The sequence below is a fragment of the Micropruina sp. genome, from assembly GCF_047602085.1.
Lineage (GTDB): Bacteria > Actinomycetota > Actinomycetes > Propionibacteriales > Propionibacteriaceae > Micropruina.
Genome location: NZ_JASGID010000002.1, coordinates 1,123,731 through 1,140,725 on the forward strand (window position 1 = coordinate 1,123,731; position 16,995 = coordinate 1,140,725).

The 16,995-nt window shown below is 68.4% G+C and carries 15 protein-coding genes; 13 read left to right on the top strand and 2 right to left on the bottom strand.

Translation table 11 applies throughout. From position 1 onward, the window contains the following. The first annotated feature begins 31 nt into the window (after positions 1-31). Both QM721_RS05855 and QM721_RS05860 read left to right on the top strand, forming a co-directional pair. The gene (locus tag QM721_RS05855) at positions 32-694 is read left to right on the top strand and encodes an ABC transporter ATP-binding protein (RefSeq protein WP_415119902.1); all 663 of its coding nucleotides are present in this window, start codon (positions 32-34) and stop codon (positions 692-694) included. Further along, positions 691-2,415, top strand: coding sequence for a DUF6297 family protein (locus QM721_RS05860; RefSeq protein ID WP_415119904.1), 1,725 nt, complete (start codon positions 691-693; stop codon positions 2,413-2,415). Before QM721_RS05855 ends, QM721_RS05860 begins: the two co-directional genes overlap by 4 nt. Before the next feature lie 229 nt (positions 2,416-2,644). Here QM721_RS05860 and QM721_RS05865 read toward each other — a convergent pair whose 3' ends face one another. After that, the gene (locus tag QM721_RS05865; RefSeq protein WP_415119906.1) at positions 2,645-3,535 is read right to left on the bottom strand and encodes a hypothetical protein; all 891 of its coding nucleotides are present in this window, start codon (positions 3,533-3,535) and stop codon (positions 2,645-2,647) included. A gap of 157 nt (positions 3,536-3,692) precedes the next feature. Then, the gene (locus QM721_RS05870) at positions 3,693-5,015 is read right to left on the bottom strand and encodes an isochorismate synthase (protein ID WP_415119908.1); all 1,323 of its coding nucleotides are present in this window, start codon (positions 5,013-5,015) and stop codon (positions 3,693-3,695) included. 176 nt (positions 5,016-5,191) lie between these two features. Between QM721_RS05870 and QM721_RS05875 the strand changes: the two genes are divergently transcribed. The 11 genes from QM721_RS05875 to QM721_RS05925 all read left to right on the top strand — a co-directional run bounded on the left by QM721_RS05875 (position 5,192) and on the right by QM721_RS05925 (position 16,946). Further along, positions 5,192-6,454, top strand: a complete 1,263-nt coding sequence (locus QM721_RS05875; RefSeq protein WP_415119910.1) for a geranylgeranyl reductase family protein — start codon at positions 5,192-5,194, stop codon at positions 6,452-6,454. 16 nt (positions 6,455-6,470) lie between these two features. Beyond that, positions 6,471-6,830 carry an NADH-quinone oxidoreductase subunit A gene (locus QM721_RS05880; protein ID WP_415119912.1) on the top strand — a complete coding sequence of 120 codons (360 nt, stop codon included), beginning with the start codon at positions 6,471-6,473 and terminating at the stop codon, positions 6,828-6,830. Between the two features lie 39 nt (positions 6,831-6,869). Next, on the top strand, positions 6,870-7,427 hold the full coding sequence (locus tag QM721_RS05885) for an NADH-quinone oxidoreductase subunit B (RefSeq protein WP_415119914.1): 558 nt from the start codon (positions 6,870-6,872) through the stop codon (positions 7,425-7,427). Next, complete coding sequence (locus QM721_RS05890; protein WP_415119916.1) at positions 7,424-8,206, top strand: NADH-quinone oxidoreductase subunit C; 783 nt, start codon at positions 7,424-7,426, stop codon at positions 8,204-8,206. The genes QM721_RS05885 and QM721_RS05890 overlap by 4 nt, the downstream gene beginning before the upstream one ends. Beyond that, on the top strand, positions 8,203-9,558 hold the full coding sequence (locus QM721_RS05895; protein ID WP_415119918.1) for an NADH-quinone oxidoreductase subunit D: 1,356 nt from the start codon (positions 8,203-8,205) through the stop codon (positions 9,556-9,558). Before QM721_RS05890 ends, QM721_RS05895 begins: the two co-directional genes overlap by 4 nt. A 181-nt stretch (positions 9,559-9,739) precedes the next feature. After that, the gene (gene nuoE, locus QM721_RS05900; protein ID WP_415119920.1) at positions 9,740-10,513 is read left to right on the top strand and encodes an NADH-quinone oxidoreductase subunit NuoE; all 774 of its coding nucleotides are present in this window, start codon (positions 9,740-9,742) and stop codon (positions 10,511-10,513) included. Then, the gene (nuoF, locus tag QM721_RS05905) at positions 10,510-11,841 is read left to right on the top strand and encodes an NADH-quinone oxidoreductase subunit NuoF (protein ID WP_415119922.1); all 1,332 of its coding nucleotides are present in this window, start codon (positions 10,510-10,512) and stop codon (positions 11,839-11,841) included. The genes nuoE and nuoF overlap by 4 nt, the downstream gene beginning before the upstream one ends. Then, the gene (locus QM721_RS05910; protein ID WP_415119924.1) at positions 11,838-14,270 is read left to right on the top strand and encodes an NADH-quinone oxidoreductase subunit G; all 2,433 of its coding nucleotides are present in this window, start codon (positions 11,838-11,840) and stop codon (positions 14,268-14,270) included. Before nuoF ends, QM721_RS05910 begins: the two co-directional genes overlap by 4 nt. Then, entirely contained in the window at positions 14,267-15,604 is a 1,338-nt protein-coding gene (gene nuoH / locus QM721_RS05915) for an NADH-quinone oxidoreductase subunit NuoH (protein WP_415119926.1), read from the top strand. The genes QM721_RS05910 and nuoH overlap by 4 nt, the downstream gene beginning before the upstream one ends. Continuing rightward, positions 15,604-16,164 (top strand): NADH-quinone oxidoreductase subunit NuoI, encoded by a 561-nt coding sequence (gene nuoI, locus QM721_RS05920; RefSeq protein WP_415119928.1) that lies wholly within the window; start codon positions 15,604-15,606, stop codon positions 16,162-16,164. The genes nuoH and nuoI overlap by 1 nt, the downstream gene beginning before the upstream one ends. Then, positions 16,161-16,946, top strand: a complete 786-nt coding sequence (locus QM721_RS05925; RefSeq protein ID WP_415119930.1) for an NADH-quinone oxidoreductase subunit J — start codon at positions 16,161-16,163, stop codon at positions 16,944-16,946. The genes nuoI and QM721_RS05925 overlap by 4 nt, the downstream gene beginning before the upstream one ends. The last annotated feature ends 49 nt before the right edge of the window (positions 16,947-16,995 follow it).

Genomic DNA, 16,995 nt, shown 5'->3' on the forward strand with positions numbered 1-16,995 from the left:
CCGGTTGGGGTTGTGAGGGAGAATCCTGCCCATGGCCAAACGCAGCACTGTGCTCAAGGTGGCCGGACTGAGCAAGTCGTTCGGGCCGGTCGTCATCGTCGACAACTTCAACCTCGAGGTGCGTGAGGGTGAGGCGATCGCCCTGACCGGACGCAACGGTGCAGGCAAGTCGACCATTCTGCGCTGCCTGGTCGGTGCCGATCAGCCCGACGCGGGCACGGTCGAGGTGGGCGGCATTCGAATGAGCGAGACGAACCCCGAAGTGCGCCGAGACGTGGCAACCGTGATCGACGACCTCGACTTCTTTCCCGACCTGTCGGTGGTCGAACACCTCGACCTGTTGGCTCGGGCCCACGGCATCGCCGACGCCGAGGCCGCGGTCGACGAGGTGCTCCACGAGGTGCAACTGGTGCCGCAGTCGGGGCAGTTGCCGGGCACGCTGTCGTCCGGCCAGCGCCGGCGGCTGGCCCTGGCCACGGCCTTCATCAGGCCCCGTAAGTTGCTGGTGCTCGACGAGCCGGAACAGCGGCTCGACGTCGAGGGCGTCGAGTGGCTGGCGGCCCGGCTGGTGGCCGAGCGTAACCGCGGGCTGGCGATCGTGATGGCCAGCCACGAGCCGAAGCTGGTGCAGAGCGTGGCCACCCGTATCGTGCGGGTCGGCGAGAGCCTGGCCGTCGACGAGGTCGCCGGGTGAGCAAGAAGTCCCGCAAGCTGATCCGTTCGGCCCAACTGACTCCGGTGGTGCAGCCGGGCGTCCCGGTGAACGACGCCTCGCTCGCCCTTACGGCGCCCGAGCAGCAGTTCTGGTTTCTGCCGGACGCTCCGGCCGAGACTGTCGACGAGCGCGACCTGCACGACCTGATCAAGCAGTGGCGCCACGGTCGCGCCACCCGGTCGGTCTGGGACGCGGTGCAAGACGCCTATGTGGCCATCTTCAGCGTGCTGATGGTGGGCGCGATGATCGCCAACCTGGTGATTCAGGCGCAGTCGACGATGGCGGGCTGTTCGGAGCTGTCCTGCCAGTCGGCGCGCACCCTGGTGCCGTGGGCCACCTGGTTCGCCCTGCTCGGGCTGGCGCTCGGGGTCAGCCGGCTGTTTGGCCCGGTGCTGGTCTCGGCCGCCGAGGGCTTCTGGCTGATGGACGCCCCGATCGAGCGGTCGCGGCTGCTGGCCGGACGGCTGCGAACCGCGGTGATTGCCGCTGGCCTGATCGCCGCAGTGCTGGGTGCGCTGACGGCTGCCTTGAGCGGCTCCAGCGCGCTCGACATCGGGCTTTGGGCGTTGGCTGATGCCTTGGGTGCCGCGGCGGTCACCGCCTTCGCGGCTGCCGAGCAGACCAGGGAACGCACCTGGCTGACCCGGTTCGTGCAGACCGTGCTGGCCACCCTGGCGTTGGCCACCCTGCTGTTTACCGTGGCGGTGGCGGCCGGCTGGCTGACGCTGGCGCTGCCGTCCGACACCTCGACGCTGGTGCCTGTGGGTGCCGCTTCGGCGGGGTTGGTGCTGCTGGTGCTCGAACTGATCGCGGCGCGGCGCCGGTTGGGTGCGATCAGGCGGGCCCGGCTGGTTTCGGGCGGTTCGCTGGTGGCGGGCATGCAGGGCGCAATGTACGCCCTCGATTTCGGCCTTGTGCGTGACATCGTGGTCGAGCGCGAAGCGGTCGAGCGGGGGCACGTCACGCCCACGCCGGGCCGCGGCATCGGGCTGCAGGCGTTGCTGTGGCGCGACCTGCAACGGCTGAAGCGGTTTCCGCGGCCGCTGGTGCCGCTGGCGGCCTCAGTGGTGGCGCCCTACGCCCTGGACGCCCTGGGCATGACCACCGTCAACCCGTTCATCTCTGGCCTGATTCTCGTGGTGGTGCTGGTGCCGTTCCTGTCGATGCTGCGAGTGCTGACCCGCACCGGAGGGCTGGCCCGGCTGTTCCCGTTCCGCACCTCGCAGGTGCGCACGGTGGCCATGGTGGTGCCGCTGATGCTGGCCCTGGTCTGGCAGGTTGCCACGGTGCCGGCCTTCGTCGGCATCACTTCAGGCGGGGCCGAGCGCAGCGTGCTCGACGGGGTCGCGGTGGCGCTGATCACCGGCATTGCGGGCTGGCTCGGGGCTGTTCGCTGGGTGACGGCCAAGAAGGTCGACTTCAACAGCCCGATGGTGGCCACCGAATCGGGTGCGGTGCCGCCCACGCTGATTCTCAACCTGTTTCGCGGCCTCGACATGGTGGCGTTGATCACCGCGCCGGTGCTGCTGGGTGGCTCGCCGCTGTGGTCGTTCGCACTGGCCGGCCTGGCGTTCGTCTTCTTGCGCGGCACCTTCAACATGGACGAGATGAAGGCCCAGCAAGAGCAGTTGAACCGTGAAAAAGAAGCCGCGAAGAAGCCGTCCGGCCAAAAGATCAAGGTGCAGCCCCCCCGCCGCTGACCGTCCCCCCGTCCGTCCCCGGCCGTCCCGGCCGTCCCGGCCCGGCTCCCGGCCCGGATCCCGGCCCGCTCTGGACGACGTTGCTCAGGTTCGGGTTCGTTGCACAGGTTCAAACCTGATCAACGAACCCAAAGCTGAGCAACGGCGTCGCAGGCGGGGGTTGGCCAGGCGGGGGCAGGCGGGGGTTGGCCAGCGGGGGGTTGGCCGGCGGGCTGGGCCGGTGGGTGTGTCAGTGCTTGCGGGTCAGGGCCGGACGAACCAGGCGCTCCAGGCGTGCGGGGTTCATGACATCGGCGTAGGTCCACCGGACGATCCACCAGCCGGCGGCTCGCAGGTCCGCCTCGCGGCGCTTCTCGCGCATCACTACATCGGCGGACGACTCGCCCGGCCGCAGCAGAGCCCCATACTTCACCTTGCCGTCGAACTCGCCGAGCACCTTGGCCTCGAGCCAGGCGAAGTCGCTGCGGTAAAGCTGACCGCCGGTGGGCACCTTGAATTGCAACTCGTCGGGCGCCAGCCCCAGACGCCACAGCGCCACCCGGCTGAGCGACTCGCCGGCCGTTTCGCTGCGACGGTCGGCCAGTTCGACCACGGTGCGGGCCTGAGCAATTCCGAAGCGGCGCGGCGCCGCCGTCAGTTGGGTGGCCAGAGCCTCGCGGGGCAGCCCGACGCGCAGCGCCCGATCGGCCGCAGCCACGCCGAAGGCCAAATCACCGTAGCGGGCCAGGTCGATCACGGTTCGGGCCAGTGTGGTGCGGGTGAGCCCGTCCGACACCTCGATGTCGTCGGGGTCGAGCGGGGTGCGAAACCGGTGCACGTACGGGCCGACCCAGGTGCCGCCCCTGCCCGGACGGGTGACCCAGACGCGCTGCAGCGTGGTCGTGTCAGCCGGAAGCTGATGGGTGATTGCCGCCGAGGTGTGGCTCAACACGTGGTCGGGGGCTAGCCGGGGCAGCGTGGCGCCGATCAGCAGCAGATGACGCTTCACCAGGTCGTCCTCGGCCTCGGTGACGAAGGCTCCTCGCCGCACCCGGTGCAGGTGCTCCTCGCGCACCAGCTTGCGGATCGCCGAAGACCCCAGCCCCTCGCGGCTCAGATCTCTGGTCAGTCGAACGGACATGCCGGCCAGTCCAACACGTCCGCAACCCCTCACGAGGGGTTATCCACAGGTCCAGCGACCACCGGTTTGAACGTTGCTCAGGTTTGGGTTCGTCGCACAGGTTCAAACCCGAGCAACGAACCCAAACCTGAGCAACGTCGGACGGGTGTCTGGGGGGTCAGCTCAGGAGGGCGGTCACCATTGGCTCCAGTTTCGCCTGGGTCTCGGCCAGTTCTTCGTCGGGGTCGGAGCCCTCGACGATGCCGCAGCCGGCAAACAGTTCGATGCGGCGCGGGTCGGCGGCGTCCAGCACCCCGCAGCGCAGTGCGATTGCCCACTCGCCGTCGCCTCGGGAGTCGATCCAGCCCACCGGGCCCGAGTAGCGGCCCCGGTCGAGGCCCTCCAGTTCGGCGATGGCCGCCCGGGCCACCGACCTGGGGGTGCCGCAGACCGCCGCGGACGGGTGCAGCGCCGCCGCCAGCCGCAGCGCCCCGGCCTTCTTGTGAGCCACGGCGGTGACGTCGGTGGCCAGGTGCAGCACATTGGGCAGCTCCAGCACATACGGCGACTCAGGGACGTTCATGCCCGAGCACAACGGCGCCAGCGACTCGGCCACCGAAGCCACCGCGAGCTCGTGCTCGCCCAGGTTCTTGCTTGACCGGGCCAGCGCCGAGGCCAGCTTCAGGTCGGTCTCCTCCGAGCCGCTGCGCCTGATCGTGCCGGCCAGAATGCGCGAGGTTGCCAGCCCGCCCTCACGTCGGATCAGCATTTCGGGCGAGGCGCCGACCAGGCCGTCGATGCAGAACGTCCAGCAACTCGGGTAGTCGCGGGCCAGGGTCTCGACCAGGTGCCGAGCGTCGATCGGTTCGGACGCCCGCGCCGCCACCGACCGCGCCAGCACGACCTTCTCCAGCCCGTTGGTCTCGATGCGGTGGACGGCCTCGGCGACCCGGGCCTTCCAGCGTTCCTGGGCGGGCTCGTCGACTTCGATCCGGACGCCCCGCGGCGCACGAGGGGCGATGAGATGGGCGCGGGCCAGGGTCTCGACAAGCTCGACCAGCGGTTGGGTCTCGACCAGCGGGTGGGTCTCGACAAGCTCGACCAGCGGGTGGGGCTCGACCAGCGGGTGGGGCTCGCCGAGCGGCCCGGTCTCGACCAGCTCCAGCAGCCGGCTGAGGTCGGCAGCCTGCGTGCTGTCACCCAGCACGGTCAGCCAGGCCCGGCCCTGCCGGCGTCCGATGATCACTCTCGGCACGATCAGCCGCGACACGGCCTGGGTATGGTGGGGATCGAAGGTGAACGAGCCGAACGCCAACGGCCCCGCACCGGTGACACCGGGCAGCTCCGAATGATGCTCCAGGCCCTCGATGAAGGTGCTCCACCAGGCGTCCGCCTCGGCCGGGTCAGTGACGTCGGTGCATGCGTAACAGCCCAAACCCACCATGCCTTCGCCGCGCCTGATCCAGGCCACCGACGACCCGTCCACTAGGTATTTTGCCAACACTCCAGGGTCATTAATGGCGATGGTTCGGGCAATGGTCGAGGCGGCCGGAGGCGCAGAGATCACCCGCGAAGCTTAGCCACTCGACATGCCCGGCCCCGGAATGGCTAGTGGTGCGATTTCGTGCCTACACTGGCGACGCCCACCCGGCAAAACGATCAGCGACGAGGAGCAGCATGCCCGACGAGCACGCGGACGTGGTCGTCGTCGGGGCGGGCCCGGCCGGCGCCTCCACGGCTTGCTGGCTGGCCGATCAGGGCCTGTCGGTGGCGCTGCTCGAAAAGGGCACCTTTCCGCGCGACAAGGTCTGTGGCGACGGCCTGACCCCGCGTGCCACCAAGCAGTTGCTGCGGCTGGGTATCGACGTGTCGCCCGAGGCGGGCTGGCTGCACAACAAGGGCCTACGGGTCTACGGCGGGCGTGCCGAGCCCTTCGAGCTGCCCTGGCCCACGCTGGGCGAGTTTCCCTCGTTCGGGCTGGTCCGCAAGCGGGCCGACTTCGACCAGTTGCTGGCCGACCACGCCGTGGCCAAAGGGGCCACGCTCTACCAGCAGGCCAACGTCACCGGTGCGATCGTCGACCAGCGCACCGACCGGGTCACCGGCGTCACCACCAAGGACGGACGCAGCTTCAGCGCGCCGATCGTGGTGGCGGCCGACGGTAACAGCTCGCCGGTGGCCAAGTCGTTGGGCCTGCTGAAGAACGCCCGCCGTCCGATGGGTGTGGCCTGTCGCACCTACTTCACCTCACCCCGGCACGATGACGACTGGATGGAGTCGTGGCTGGAGTTGTGGGACGGCAAGCCGGGGGAGTCGAACCTGCTGCCCGGCTACGGCTGGATCTTCGGGATGGGCGACGGCACCTGCAACGTCGGGCTGGGCACGGTGGCAAGCACGGCGAAGTCGCAGAAGCTGAACTACCGCGGACTGCTGCAGACCTGGCTGGCCAACACCCCGTCGGAGTGGGGCTTCAGCCCCGACAACCAGGTTGGCCCGATCAGTTCGGCGGCCCTGCCGATGGCCTTCAACCGCAAGCCCGCCTACACCCGCGGCCTGGTGCTGGTCGGCGACTCCGGCGGCATGGTGTCACCGTTCAACGGCGAGGGCATTCCCTATGCGATGGAGGCGGGCGAGGCCGCCGCTGAGGCGATCGTGCGGGCCCACGCCGAGGGGGTGGGCAGTGCGGCGGCCGAGAAGGCGCTGCACAGCTACCCGGCGCGACTCAGCGCCGAGTGGGGCGGCTACTTCAGGCTGGGCCAGGTGTTTGTGAACCTGATCGAGCACCCGCAGGTGATGCGGCTGTGCACTCGCTACGGGCTGCCACGACCGGTGCTGATGCGGTTCACGATCAAGTTGTTGGCACACCTTTACGACACCAAAGATGGTGATTGGATGGATCGTGTGATCCACGCGCTGTCGCGGGCGGTGCCGGCGGCATGAACCGACGGAGGCAGTGATGAGTCCCTACATACCGATTCTGGGCATCATGGTGCTGGCCGGCGGTTTTCTGGTCATGTCGGTGGTGCTCAGCCTCACCGTGGGCCCGCGCCGCTACAACCGGGTCAAGTACGACACCTACGAGTGCGGCATCGACCCCACGCCGGCGGCGGTCGGCGGCGGTCGTTTCCCGATCAAGTACTACATCACCGCGATGATGTTTCTGGTCTTCGACGTCGAGGTCGCCTTTCTGTACCCGTGGGCGGTCACCTTCGACGAACTGGGCGTGTTCGGGTTCGCCGCCATGATGATTTTTCTGATCGTCTTGGGCGTGGCGTACTTCTACGAGATCAGGCGTGGTGGGCTGGAATGGGACTGAGATTCGAAGCTGTGCCGACGAGTCGTCCGGAGGTGCGTCATGGGGCTTGAAGAGAAGATCCCGCAAGGGGTGCTGCTGACCACCGTCGAGGGCATCTTCGGCTGGATGCGGCAGGCGTCGTTCTGGCCGGCTACCTTCGGGCTGGCCTGCTGCGCGATCGAGATGATGACCTACGGCGCGCCGCGCTTCGACGCCGGACGCTGGGGCCAGGAGGTGTTCCGAGCCTCGCCGCGGCAGGCCGACCTGATGATCATCTCGGGGCGGATCAGCCAGAAGATGGCGCCGGTGCTGCGTCAGGTGTACGACCAGATGCCGAACCCCAAGTGGGTGATGGCCATGGGTGTCTGCGCCAGCTCGGGCGGCATGTTCAACAACTACGCCATCGTGCAGGGCGGCGACCACATCGTGCCGGTCGACATGTACGTGCCCGGGTGCCCGCCGCGCCCGGACATGCTGATCGACGCCATGTTCAAGCTGCGTAAAGACATCGTCGCCAAGCGTCCGATCGGTGCCCATGAGCTCGAAGAGATCGAGGCGCAAGAGAAGGCCGCGCTCGAGGCCATGGCCACGCACGAGATGAAGGGCCTGATGCGATGAGCGACGCAAAGCTGCCCGATCACAAGTCCGACGACAAGACCGTCACCGGCCCCGCTGCGGTCGTGGGTCTGGAGCGTGGCGAAGCCCAGCCGGACCAGGTTGCGGCGCTGCCCGAGGCCGATGAGCCGAGCAGCTACGTCGACACGCCACACCCGATCGAGACCCGCACCGGCATGTGGTCGGACGGCTCGGGCGACACCTCCGGCTACGGACTGATCCGCCGGGTGGTCGAACTGCCCAGCCAGCCGCTGCCTTCGGACGGCTGGTACGCCGGTGTCACCGCCCGGCTGGCGGCGCTGGTGCCCGACGCCCTGGAGCGGGTGGTCTTCGATCGGGGTGAGCTGACCTTCGTGGTGGCCCGCGAGACGCTCACCGCGGTGATAGGCCAATTGCGCGACGACGCCCAGTTGCGGTTCGAGTTCTTGCCCAGCGTCTCGGGCGTCCACTACCCGACCGACAGCGGAGCCGAGCTGCACGTCGTGTATCACCTGCAGTCGATGACCCATAATCGCCGGCTGCGGGTCGAGACCACCTGCCCCGACGACGACCCGCACGTGCCGAGCGTGACTCCGCTCTACCCGGCCGCCGACTGGCACGAGCGCGAGACCTGGGACATGTTCGGCATCGTGTTCGACGGCCACCCGCACCTGACCCGGATTCTGATGCCGGACGACTGGGTCGGCCACCCGCAGCGCAAGGACTACCCGCTGGGCGGCATCCCGGTGGAATACAAGGGCGCCACTGTGCCGCCGCCCGACCAGCGCAGGAGCTACCGATGAGCAGCACCGACTTCTACGCCCAGCCCGGCGACGAGACCGAGGGCACCGTCTACACCGCGATGGGCGGCGACTGGGCCGAGATCGCCGCCGAGCAGGCCGAGCGATCCGACGAGATCCTGGTGATCAACATGGGCCCGCAGCACCCGTCCACCCATGGCGTGTTGCGGCTGATTCTCGAGTGCGACGGCGAAACCGTGCTCAGCATCCGGCCCGGCATCGGCTTTCTGCACACCGGTATCGAGAAGAACATGGAGTACCGCACCTGGACCCAGGGTTCCACCTTCGTCACCCGCATGGACTACGTCGCCCCGCTGTTCAACGAGGTGGCCTACTGCCTGGCCGTCGAGCGGCTGCTCGGCATCGAGAACGACATTCCCGAGCGGGCCAACGTGATCCGGGTGCTGATGATGGAGCTCAACCGAATCAGCTCGCACCTGGTCTGCATCGGTACCGGCGGCATGGAGATCGGTGCGCTGACGGTGATGACCATCGGTTTCCGTGAGCGCGAGATGATCCTGGACTTCTTCGAGGCGGTCACCGGGCTGCGCATGAACCACGCCTACATTCGCCCCGGCGGGGTGGCCAACGACCTGCCCGAGACCGGCATCGCCCAGCTTCGCGAACTGATCACCTGGCTGCACAAGCACCTGCCCGAGTATGCGCAGTTCTGCAACGAGAACCCCATCTTCAAGATGCGGATGATCGGCATCGGCCACCAAGACCTGGCCGCCTGCATGGCGCTCGGGGTCACCGGCCCGGTGCTGCGATCCACCGGCTACAACTGGGACCTGCGCAAACAGCAGCCCTACTGCGGCTATGACAGCTACGACTTCGAGTCGATCGCCTGGCAGCCGACCGACGGCTGGGAGCCCAGCGATTCGTACGCTCGCTTTCGCATTCGCCTCGACGAAATGTGGGAGAGCCTGAAGATCGTCGAGCAGTGCGCCGACCGGCTGGAGGGCTCACGCGGGGAGCCTGTGATGGTGGCCGACCCGAAGATCGCCTGGCCGGCCCAACTGGCGCTGGGACCCGACGGGCAGGGCAACAGCCACGAGCACATCAAGCACATCATGGGCGAGTCGATGGAGGCCCTGATCCATCACTTCAAGATGGTCACCGAGGGCTTTCGAGTGCCGCCCGGCCAGGCCTACGTGCCGATCGAGTCGCCCAAGGGCGAGATCGCCTGCCACGTGGTCAGCGACGGCGGCACCAAGCCGTTTAGGGTGCACATGCGCGACCCCGGGTTCAATCACCTGCAGTCGGTGCCGATTCAGTGTGAGGGCGGCATGATCTCGGACGTCGTGGTGGCGGTCGGCTCACTCGACCCGGTGATGGGAGGGGTGGACCGATGAGCGGCGTAGCGCTGGTCGAGCTTTCGCTGGTCGAGCTTTCGCTGGTCGAGCTTGTCGAGACCCCAGCCTGGGCAAGCTCAACGACCCCAGCCTGGGCAAGCTCGGCGAGCTCGGTGCGGACAATCTCAACCGACGGGGGTTGCGGCAGGCTCAACCACCGAGGCATGCCAGGGGTGGAGCGATGAGCGGGCACGAGTTCCAGTCCTGGTTCCCCGAATCAGGGGGTATCGACTACGACGACACCACCACCAACATCACCGAGACAACGCTGGCCGAGATGCGCTCCATCGCGGCCCGCTACCCGCAGCCCCGTTCGGCACTGCTGCCCATGCTGCACCTGGTGCAGAGCGTCGACGGCCGGGTCAGCCCGGCCGGCGTGCGGGCCTGCGCCGAAATTCTCGGCATCACCACCGCCCAGGTCTCGGGCGTGGCCACCTTTTACACCATGTACCGGCGACGTCCGGGCGGACGGCACCACGTCGGGGTGTGCACCACCGCACTGTGCGCGGTGATGGGCGGCGACCTGCTGCTCGACCGGGTGTGCGACCGGCTCGGCATTCACGAGGGCGAGACAACCGCCGACGGTGCGGTCAGCCTTGAGCGCATCGAGTGCAACGCGGCCTGTGACTTCGCCCCGGTGCTGATGGTCAACTGGGAGTTCTTCGACAACATGACCCCCGACAAGGTGGACGAGTTGCTCGACGCTTTGCGCGCGGGCCAACCCGTCCGCTCGCCGCGGGGGGCGACGCTGACCTCGTGGCAAGAGGCAGAGCGGGTGCTGGCCGGGTTTCCGGACGGCCGCGCTGACGAGGGCCCCACGGCCGGAGCGGCGTCCACCCTGGGGCTGCGGGTGGCCGGCGAACGGGGCTGGAAGGCGCCGGACGTTCCCCCGGCGATTCCGGCCACGCACGAGGCTCCCGACGAGGGTGCCGCCGGCCAAGGAGGTGTCAAGTGACCGATCTGCTCACCCCGGTGCTCAGCGAGAACTGGGCCGACGAACGAGCCTGGAAGCTGACCAACTACGAGCGCCGCGGCGGCTACCAGGCGCTGCGCAAGGCGCTGCTGAGCACGCCCGCCGAGGTGATGGCCACGGTCAAGGACTCCGGGCTGCGCGGTCGCGGCGGCGCGGGCTTCCCGACCGGCATGAAGTGGTCGTTCGTGCCTCAGGACAACCCCAACCCCAAGTACCTGGTGGTCAACGCCGACGAGTCGGAGCCGGGTACCTGCAAAGACATGCCGCTGATGCTGGCCAGCCCGCACACCCTGGTCGAGGGCGTGATCATCAGCGCCTACGCGATCGGCTGCGCCTACGCCTTCATCTACTGCCGCGGTGAGGTGCTGCACGTCATTCGGCGGCTGCAGCAGGCCGTCCGCGAGGCCTACTCGGCCGGCTATGCGGGAACGAACATTCTGGGCAGCGGGTACGACCTCGAAGTGGTCGTGCACGCCGGAGCCGGGGCCTACATCTGCGGCGAAGAGACCGCGCTGCTCGACTCGCTGGAGGGCCGCCGCGGCCAGCCCCGGCTGCGTCCGCCGTTCCCGGCGGTGGCCGGCCTGTACGCCTCGCCGACGGTGGTGAACAACGTCGAGTCGATCGCCTCGGTACCCGCGATCATCGACCGCGGCGCGGCCTGGTTCGGCTCGATGGGCACCGAGCGGTCCAAGGGCATGACCATCTACTCGCTGTCGGGGCATGTGGCCCGGCCGGGGCAGTTCGAGGCCCCGCTGGGCATCACCCTGCGGCAGCTACTGGAACTGTCTGGCGGCATGCGTGCCGGGCACCAACTCAAATTCTGGACGCCGGGCGGCAGCTCCACCCCGATTCTCACCCCCGAGCACCTCGACCTGCCGCTCGACTACGAGGGCATGGCCGCGGCCGGCACCATGCTGGGCACCAAGGCGCTGCAGTGCTTCGACGAAACCACCTCGGTGGTGCGCACCACCCTGCGCTGGATCGAGTTCTACAAGCACGAGTCGTGCGGCAAGTGCACGCCCTGCCGCGAGGGCAACTGGTGGCTGGTGCAGATTCTGAAGAAATTCGAGGCCGGCAAGGCCGAGGCCGGTGACATCGAGAAGCTGCTCGACATCGCCGACGACATCGGCGGTCGCTCGTTCTGTGCCCTGGCCGACGGTGCGGTGGCCTGCCTGACCAGCGCGATCAAGCACTTCAGGCCCGAGTTCGAACTCGGCATGAAGACCCCGGCCTGGGAGCTGTTCCCCTACGAACGCTCGGCGGCGTTCGAGGTTCGCGAGAGTGCCGGCGTGAAGGGAGCGCACGCATGACCGTCACCGCCAAGCCGGGCGGGATCGTCGCCAGCGACCTGATCACCGTCTTCATCGACGGCACCGAGGTCTCGGTGCCCAAGGGCACGCTCGCCATTCGCGCGGCCGAGCTGATCGGCGTGGCCATTCCGCGGTTCTGTGACCACCCGCTGCTCGACCCGGTCGGCGCCTGCCGGCAGTGCCTGGTCGAGGTGCCCGACATGGGCAATGGGCGCGGCATGCCCAAGCCGCAGGCGTCCTGCACGCTGGAGTGTGCGCCCGGCATGAAGATCCTGACCCAACAGACCTCGCCGGTGGCCGCCAAGGCCCAGAAGGGCATGATCGAGTTCCTGCTGATCAACCATCCGCTCGACTGCCCGATCTGCGACAAGGGCGGCGAGTGCCCGCTGCAGAACCAGGCCATGTCGGCCGGGCCGGGCGAGTCGCGCTACGAGGGCGTCAAGCGCACCTTTCCCAAGCCGGTCAGCATCTCGGCCCAGATTCTGCTCGACCGCGAGCGGTGCATTCTGTGCGCCCGCTGCACCCGGTTCTCAGAGCAGATCTCGGGCGACCCGTTCATCACCTTGGTCGAGCGTGGCGCGCTGCAACAGGTGGGCTACTACGAAGACCACCCGTACAACAGTTACTTCTCGGGCAACGTGATTCAGATCTGCCCGGTCGGCGCCCTGACCAGCGCGTCGTACCGGTTTCAGAGCCGTCCCTTCGATCTGGTCAGTACCCCCACCACCTGTGAGCACTGTGCGGGCGGCTGTCAGTTGCGCAGCGACCACCGGCACTTTCAGGTGAAGCGCCGGCTGGCCGGCGACGCCCCCGAGGTTAACGAGGAGTGGAACTGCGACAAGGGCCGGTTCGCGTTCAAGTCGGGGCGCGGGGCCGACCGGCTGACCCGGCCGCTGGTGCGCGACAACGGGGTGTTGCGGGTGGCGTCGTGGCCCGAGGCCATCGACGCGGCCGTGGCTGGCCTGCGGCGGGCCGGGTCGCGGGTCGGCGTGCTGACCGGCGGACGGCTGACCATCGAGGACGCCTACGGCTACAGCAAATTCGCCCGCGCCGTGCTGGGCACCAACAACATCGACTTCCGCTCCCGCCCGCACAGCGACGAGGAGGCCGCGTTCCTGGCCAACCGGGTGGCTGGCGCCGGGCTGGACGCCGAACGGCTCAGCTACACCGCCCTGCAGCACGCCAAGCAGGTGGTGCTGGTGGCCCTGGAGCCCGAAGAAGAGGCCGCGATGGTCTTTCTCCGGCTGCGCAAGGCCGTTCGCAAGCACGGGGTGAAGGTGGTCACGGTCGCGCCCTACGCGTCCAACGGGTCGGTGAAGCTCAAGGCCGAACTGGTGCCGGCCGTGCCGGGCGCCGAGGCCGAGGCGCTGGCCAGCGTGCGGGCCGACGAGGGCACCATCGTGCTGGTCGGTGAGCGGGCCGCTGTGGTGCCCGGGCTGCTGGGGGCCGTGGCCGATTTCGCCGACCGCACCGGGGCCCGGCTGGGCTGGGTGCCGCGGCGCGCCGGCGACCGTGGTGCGGTCGAAGCCGGGTGCCTGCCGAACCTGTTGCCGGGTGGACGTCCGGCCTCGGACGTGCTGGCTCGGGTCGACGTGCAGGCCGCCTGGGGTGTCGACAGCCTGCCCGGCACACCCGGACTGTCCGCCGACGCGCAGGTGGCCGTCGCCGGCGAGGGTTTCGCGCTGGTGGTGGGCGGTGTGCAGCCGGCCGACTTCACCAGCGCTGTCGAGGTGCGCGAAGCGCTCGAGCGGGCAGGCTTCGTGATCAGTCTCGAACAGCGTCTCTCCGAGGTCACCGAACGGGCCGACGTGGTGTTCCCGATCGCGCTGATCGAGGAACGGCCCGGCCATTTCGTCAACTGGGAGGGCCGCCGGGGCCGGGTGAACACGGTGATCAAGCAACCCAACCAGCCGATGACCGATCTGCGGGTGCTGGCGGCGCTGGCTGACGCGCTGGGCCGTCCGCTCGGCATTCGCACTGCCCGGCAGGCGCTGGCCGAGCTCGACGAACTGGGTACCTGGGACGGTGCCCGGCAGCCGCTGGCCCGTACCCGTGGGGTGGCCGCGGCAGCCCCGGGTGAGCTCTCCTTGGCCACTTGGCGCGAGTTGATCGACGGATCGCGCTCGGTCGACAACGAACCGGCGCTGCAGGCCACCGCGAAGCCGGTGTCGGCGCGCACCTCGCCCGAGGTGGCCGAGGAGTATGGGCTCAGCAATACCGTCACCGTGGGGGGCCACGGTGGCTGGATCACCCTGCCGCTCGAGATCGTGCCGATGGCGCCCGACACGATCTGGGTGCCCAGCCACGCCCCCGACACGCCGCTGTCGGAGCTCGGCCTGGTGCACGGAAACGGCGTCACGGTCAGCTCGCCGGCGGCCGCGCTCGATGGCGCCGACGGCTTCGATCGCGGTGAAGGGGGGGTGGCATGATTCCGCTCGATCTCGCCCTGTTCGGCACCGACCCGTGGTGGCTGGTGCTGATCAAGGTGGTGGTGCTGTTCGTGGTGCTGCTGGTCTGGACGATCTTCAACGTCTGGTACGAGCGCCGGCTGGTGGCCAAGATGCAGCACCGGCTGGGCCCGATCATGAACGGCCCGTTCGGCCTGGGCCAAGCCCTGGCCGACGGCACCAAGCTGCTGATCAAAGAGGACTTCCGGCCGGTCTCGGCCGACCGGGTGCTGTTCACCCTGGCTCCGCTGATCGCCGGCACGGCCGCCTTCTCGGCCTGGGCGGTGATCCCGTTCGGCGGCGAGGTCGAGGTGTTCGGCGTCCGCACCCGGCTGCAGCTCACCGACCTGCCGATCTCGGTGCTGGTCATCTTGGCCGTGGCGTCGGTGGGCATCTACGGCTTCGTGCTGGCCGGCTGGTCGTCCAACTCGCCGTACTCGCTGCTCGGCGCGCTGCGCAGCTCGGCACAGATGATCAGCTACGAGCTGAGCATGGGCCTGGCGCTGGTGGCGGTGTTCCTCTACAGCCGGTCGATGTCGACCAGCGAGATCGTCGAGGCCCAAGGCCAGCCCTTCGTGGCCGATTTCAACGTGTTCGGGTACCGCATTCACTGGGACTGGGGCATGCAGAACTGGTACTTCCTGTTGCTGCTGCCCTCGTTCGCGATCTACCTGATCTCGATGGTCGGCGAAACCAACCGGGCGCCGTTCGACCTGCCCGAGTGCGAGTCGGAGCTGGTGTCGGGCTACCTCACCGAGTACAGCGGCTTTCGCTACGCCGCCTACTTCTTGGCCGAGTACATCAACATGGCCACGGTCTCGGCCGTCGCCACCACGCTCTTCCTGGGCGGCTATCACGCCCCCTGGCCGCTCAACGCACTCATCCCGGCGATGGATCAAGGCTGGTGGGGTCCGCTCTGGTTCATGCTCAAGGTGCAGGTGCTGATCTCGGTGTTCGTGTGGCTGCGCGGCACGCTGCCGCGGTTCCGCTACGACCAGTTCATGAACCTGGGCTGGAAGTGGCTGATCCCCATCTCGCTGGTCTGGGTGATGCTGATCGCCACGTTCCGGATCGCCAAGAACCTGCAGTGGTTCAGCAACCCGATGGTGATGGGCGGCATGCTGATCGTGATCGTGGCCCTGTTCGCCGTGTGGTGGCTGCTCGACCGCGAGCCCGAGCCACCCGAGCCCGAGCCGCTCGGCCCCTTCGACGCCTTCGCCGGCGGTTACCCGGTGCCGCCGATGCCGGGCCAGAAGCTGCCCGAGCTGGCCGATCTGGTGCCCTCGAAACTCGACGCCGAGAGAACGGACGCCTGATGGCATCTCTAGCAGACCAGTGGGCCGGGTTCGGCGTCACGTTTCGCACGATGTTTCGCAAGACCTTCACCCAGGGCTACCCCGAGAAGGGCAAGGTGAAGGTCACCGCACCCCGCTTTCACGGCCGGCACCAGTTGAACCGCTGGCCCGACGGCCTGGAGAAGTGCGTCGGCTGCGAGTTGTGCGCCTGGGCCTGCCCGGCCGACGCCATCTATGTGGAGGGCGCCGACAACACCGAAGAGAACCGCTTCTCGCCCGGTGAGCGGTACGGGTCGGTGTATCAGATCAACTACCTGCGCTGCATTCTGTGCGGCCTGTGCATCGAGGCCTGCCCCACTCGCGCCCTCACCATGACCAACGAGTTCAAGCTGGGCGACACCACCCGCGAGAAGCTGATCTACACCAAAGACCGGCTGCTCGCCCCGCTGCTGCCCGGCATGGAGGCACCGCCGCACCCGCGCCGGCTGGGCAACGACGAGCAGACCTACTTTCTGGGGCTGCCCAAGACCGGAACGCCTGACACCCGCACCCCGAGCGTCCCGGCGGGGGAGGGTCGATGAACGTCGCCTTCTGGGTCTGTGCGCCGCTGATGGTGCTGGGCGCGCTGGGCCTGATCCTGTTTCGCAAGGCCGTGCACTCGGCCATGTCGATGGCCCTGACCATGGTCTGCCTGGCGGTGCTGTACGCCTCGCTCGAGGCCCCGTTCCTGTTCGCCATCCAGATCATCGTGTACACCGGCGCGATCCTGATGCTGTTCCTGTTCGTGCTGATGCTGGTGGGCGTCGACACCCCCGACTCGATCGTCGAGACGATCAAGGGCCAGCGCATCCTTTCCGCTTTCGGCGCGCTGGGTCTGCTGGGGCTGATGATCTTCTCCATCGGCGGCGCGATCACCGCTGGGTCGGTGGGGTTGGACGGTGCCACCGAGGCCGCGGGCGGCAACGTCCAGGCCGTCGCGCAGTTGCTGTTCGGCCGCTACGTGTGGGTGTTCGAACTCACCTCGGCGCTGCTGATCACCGCAGCGGTCGGTGCGATGATCCTGGCCCACGCCCAGCGGGTCAAGCCCAAGCTCGGCCAGCGTGAGCGGGCCGAGGCCCGGATGAAGGCCTACGCCGAGACCGGCGCCCACCCGGGCTCGCTGCCGAACTCCGGCGTGTTCGCCACCAGCAACTCGATCGCCACCCCGGCCCTGCTGCCCGACGGCAGCGTGGCCCAGGAGTCGATCAGCGCAACACTGACCGAACGGGGTGCCCAACTCGACAGCACCACGTTGGGCGCGCTCACCGCCGAGGCCTTCGCCGACGCCCAGCGCGTCGGCGACGAGGAGGACGAGGAACAGTGATCGATCAGTACCTCTACCTGGCGGTGATCCTGTTCGTGATCGGCGCCAT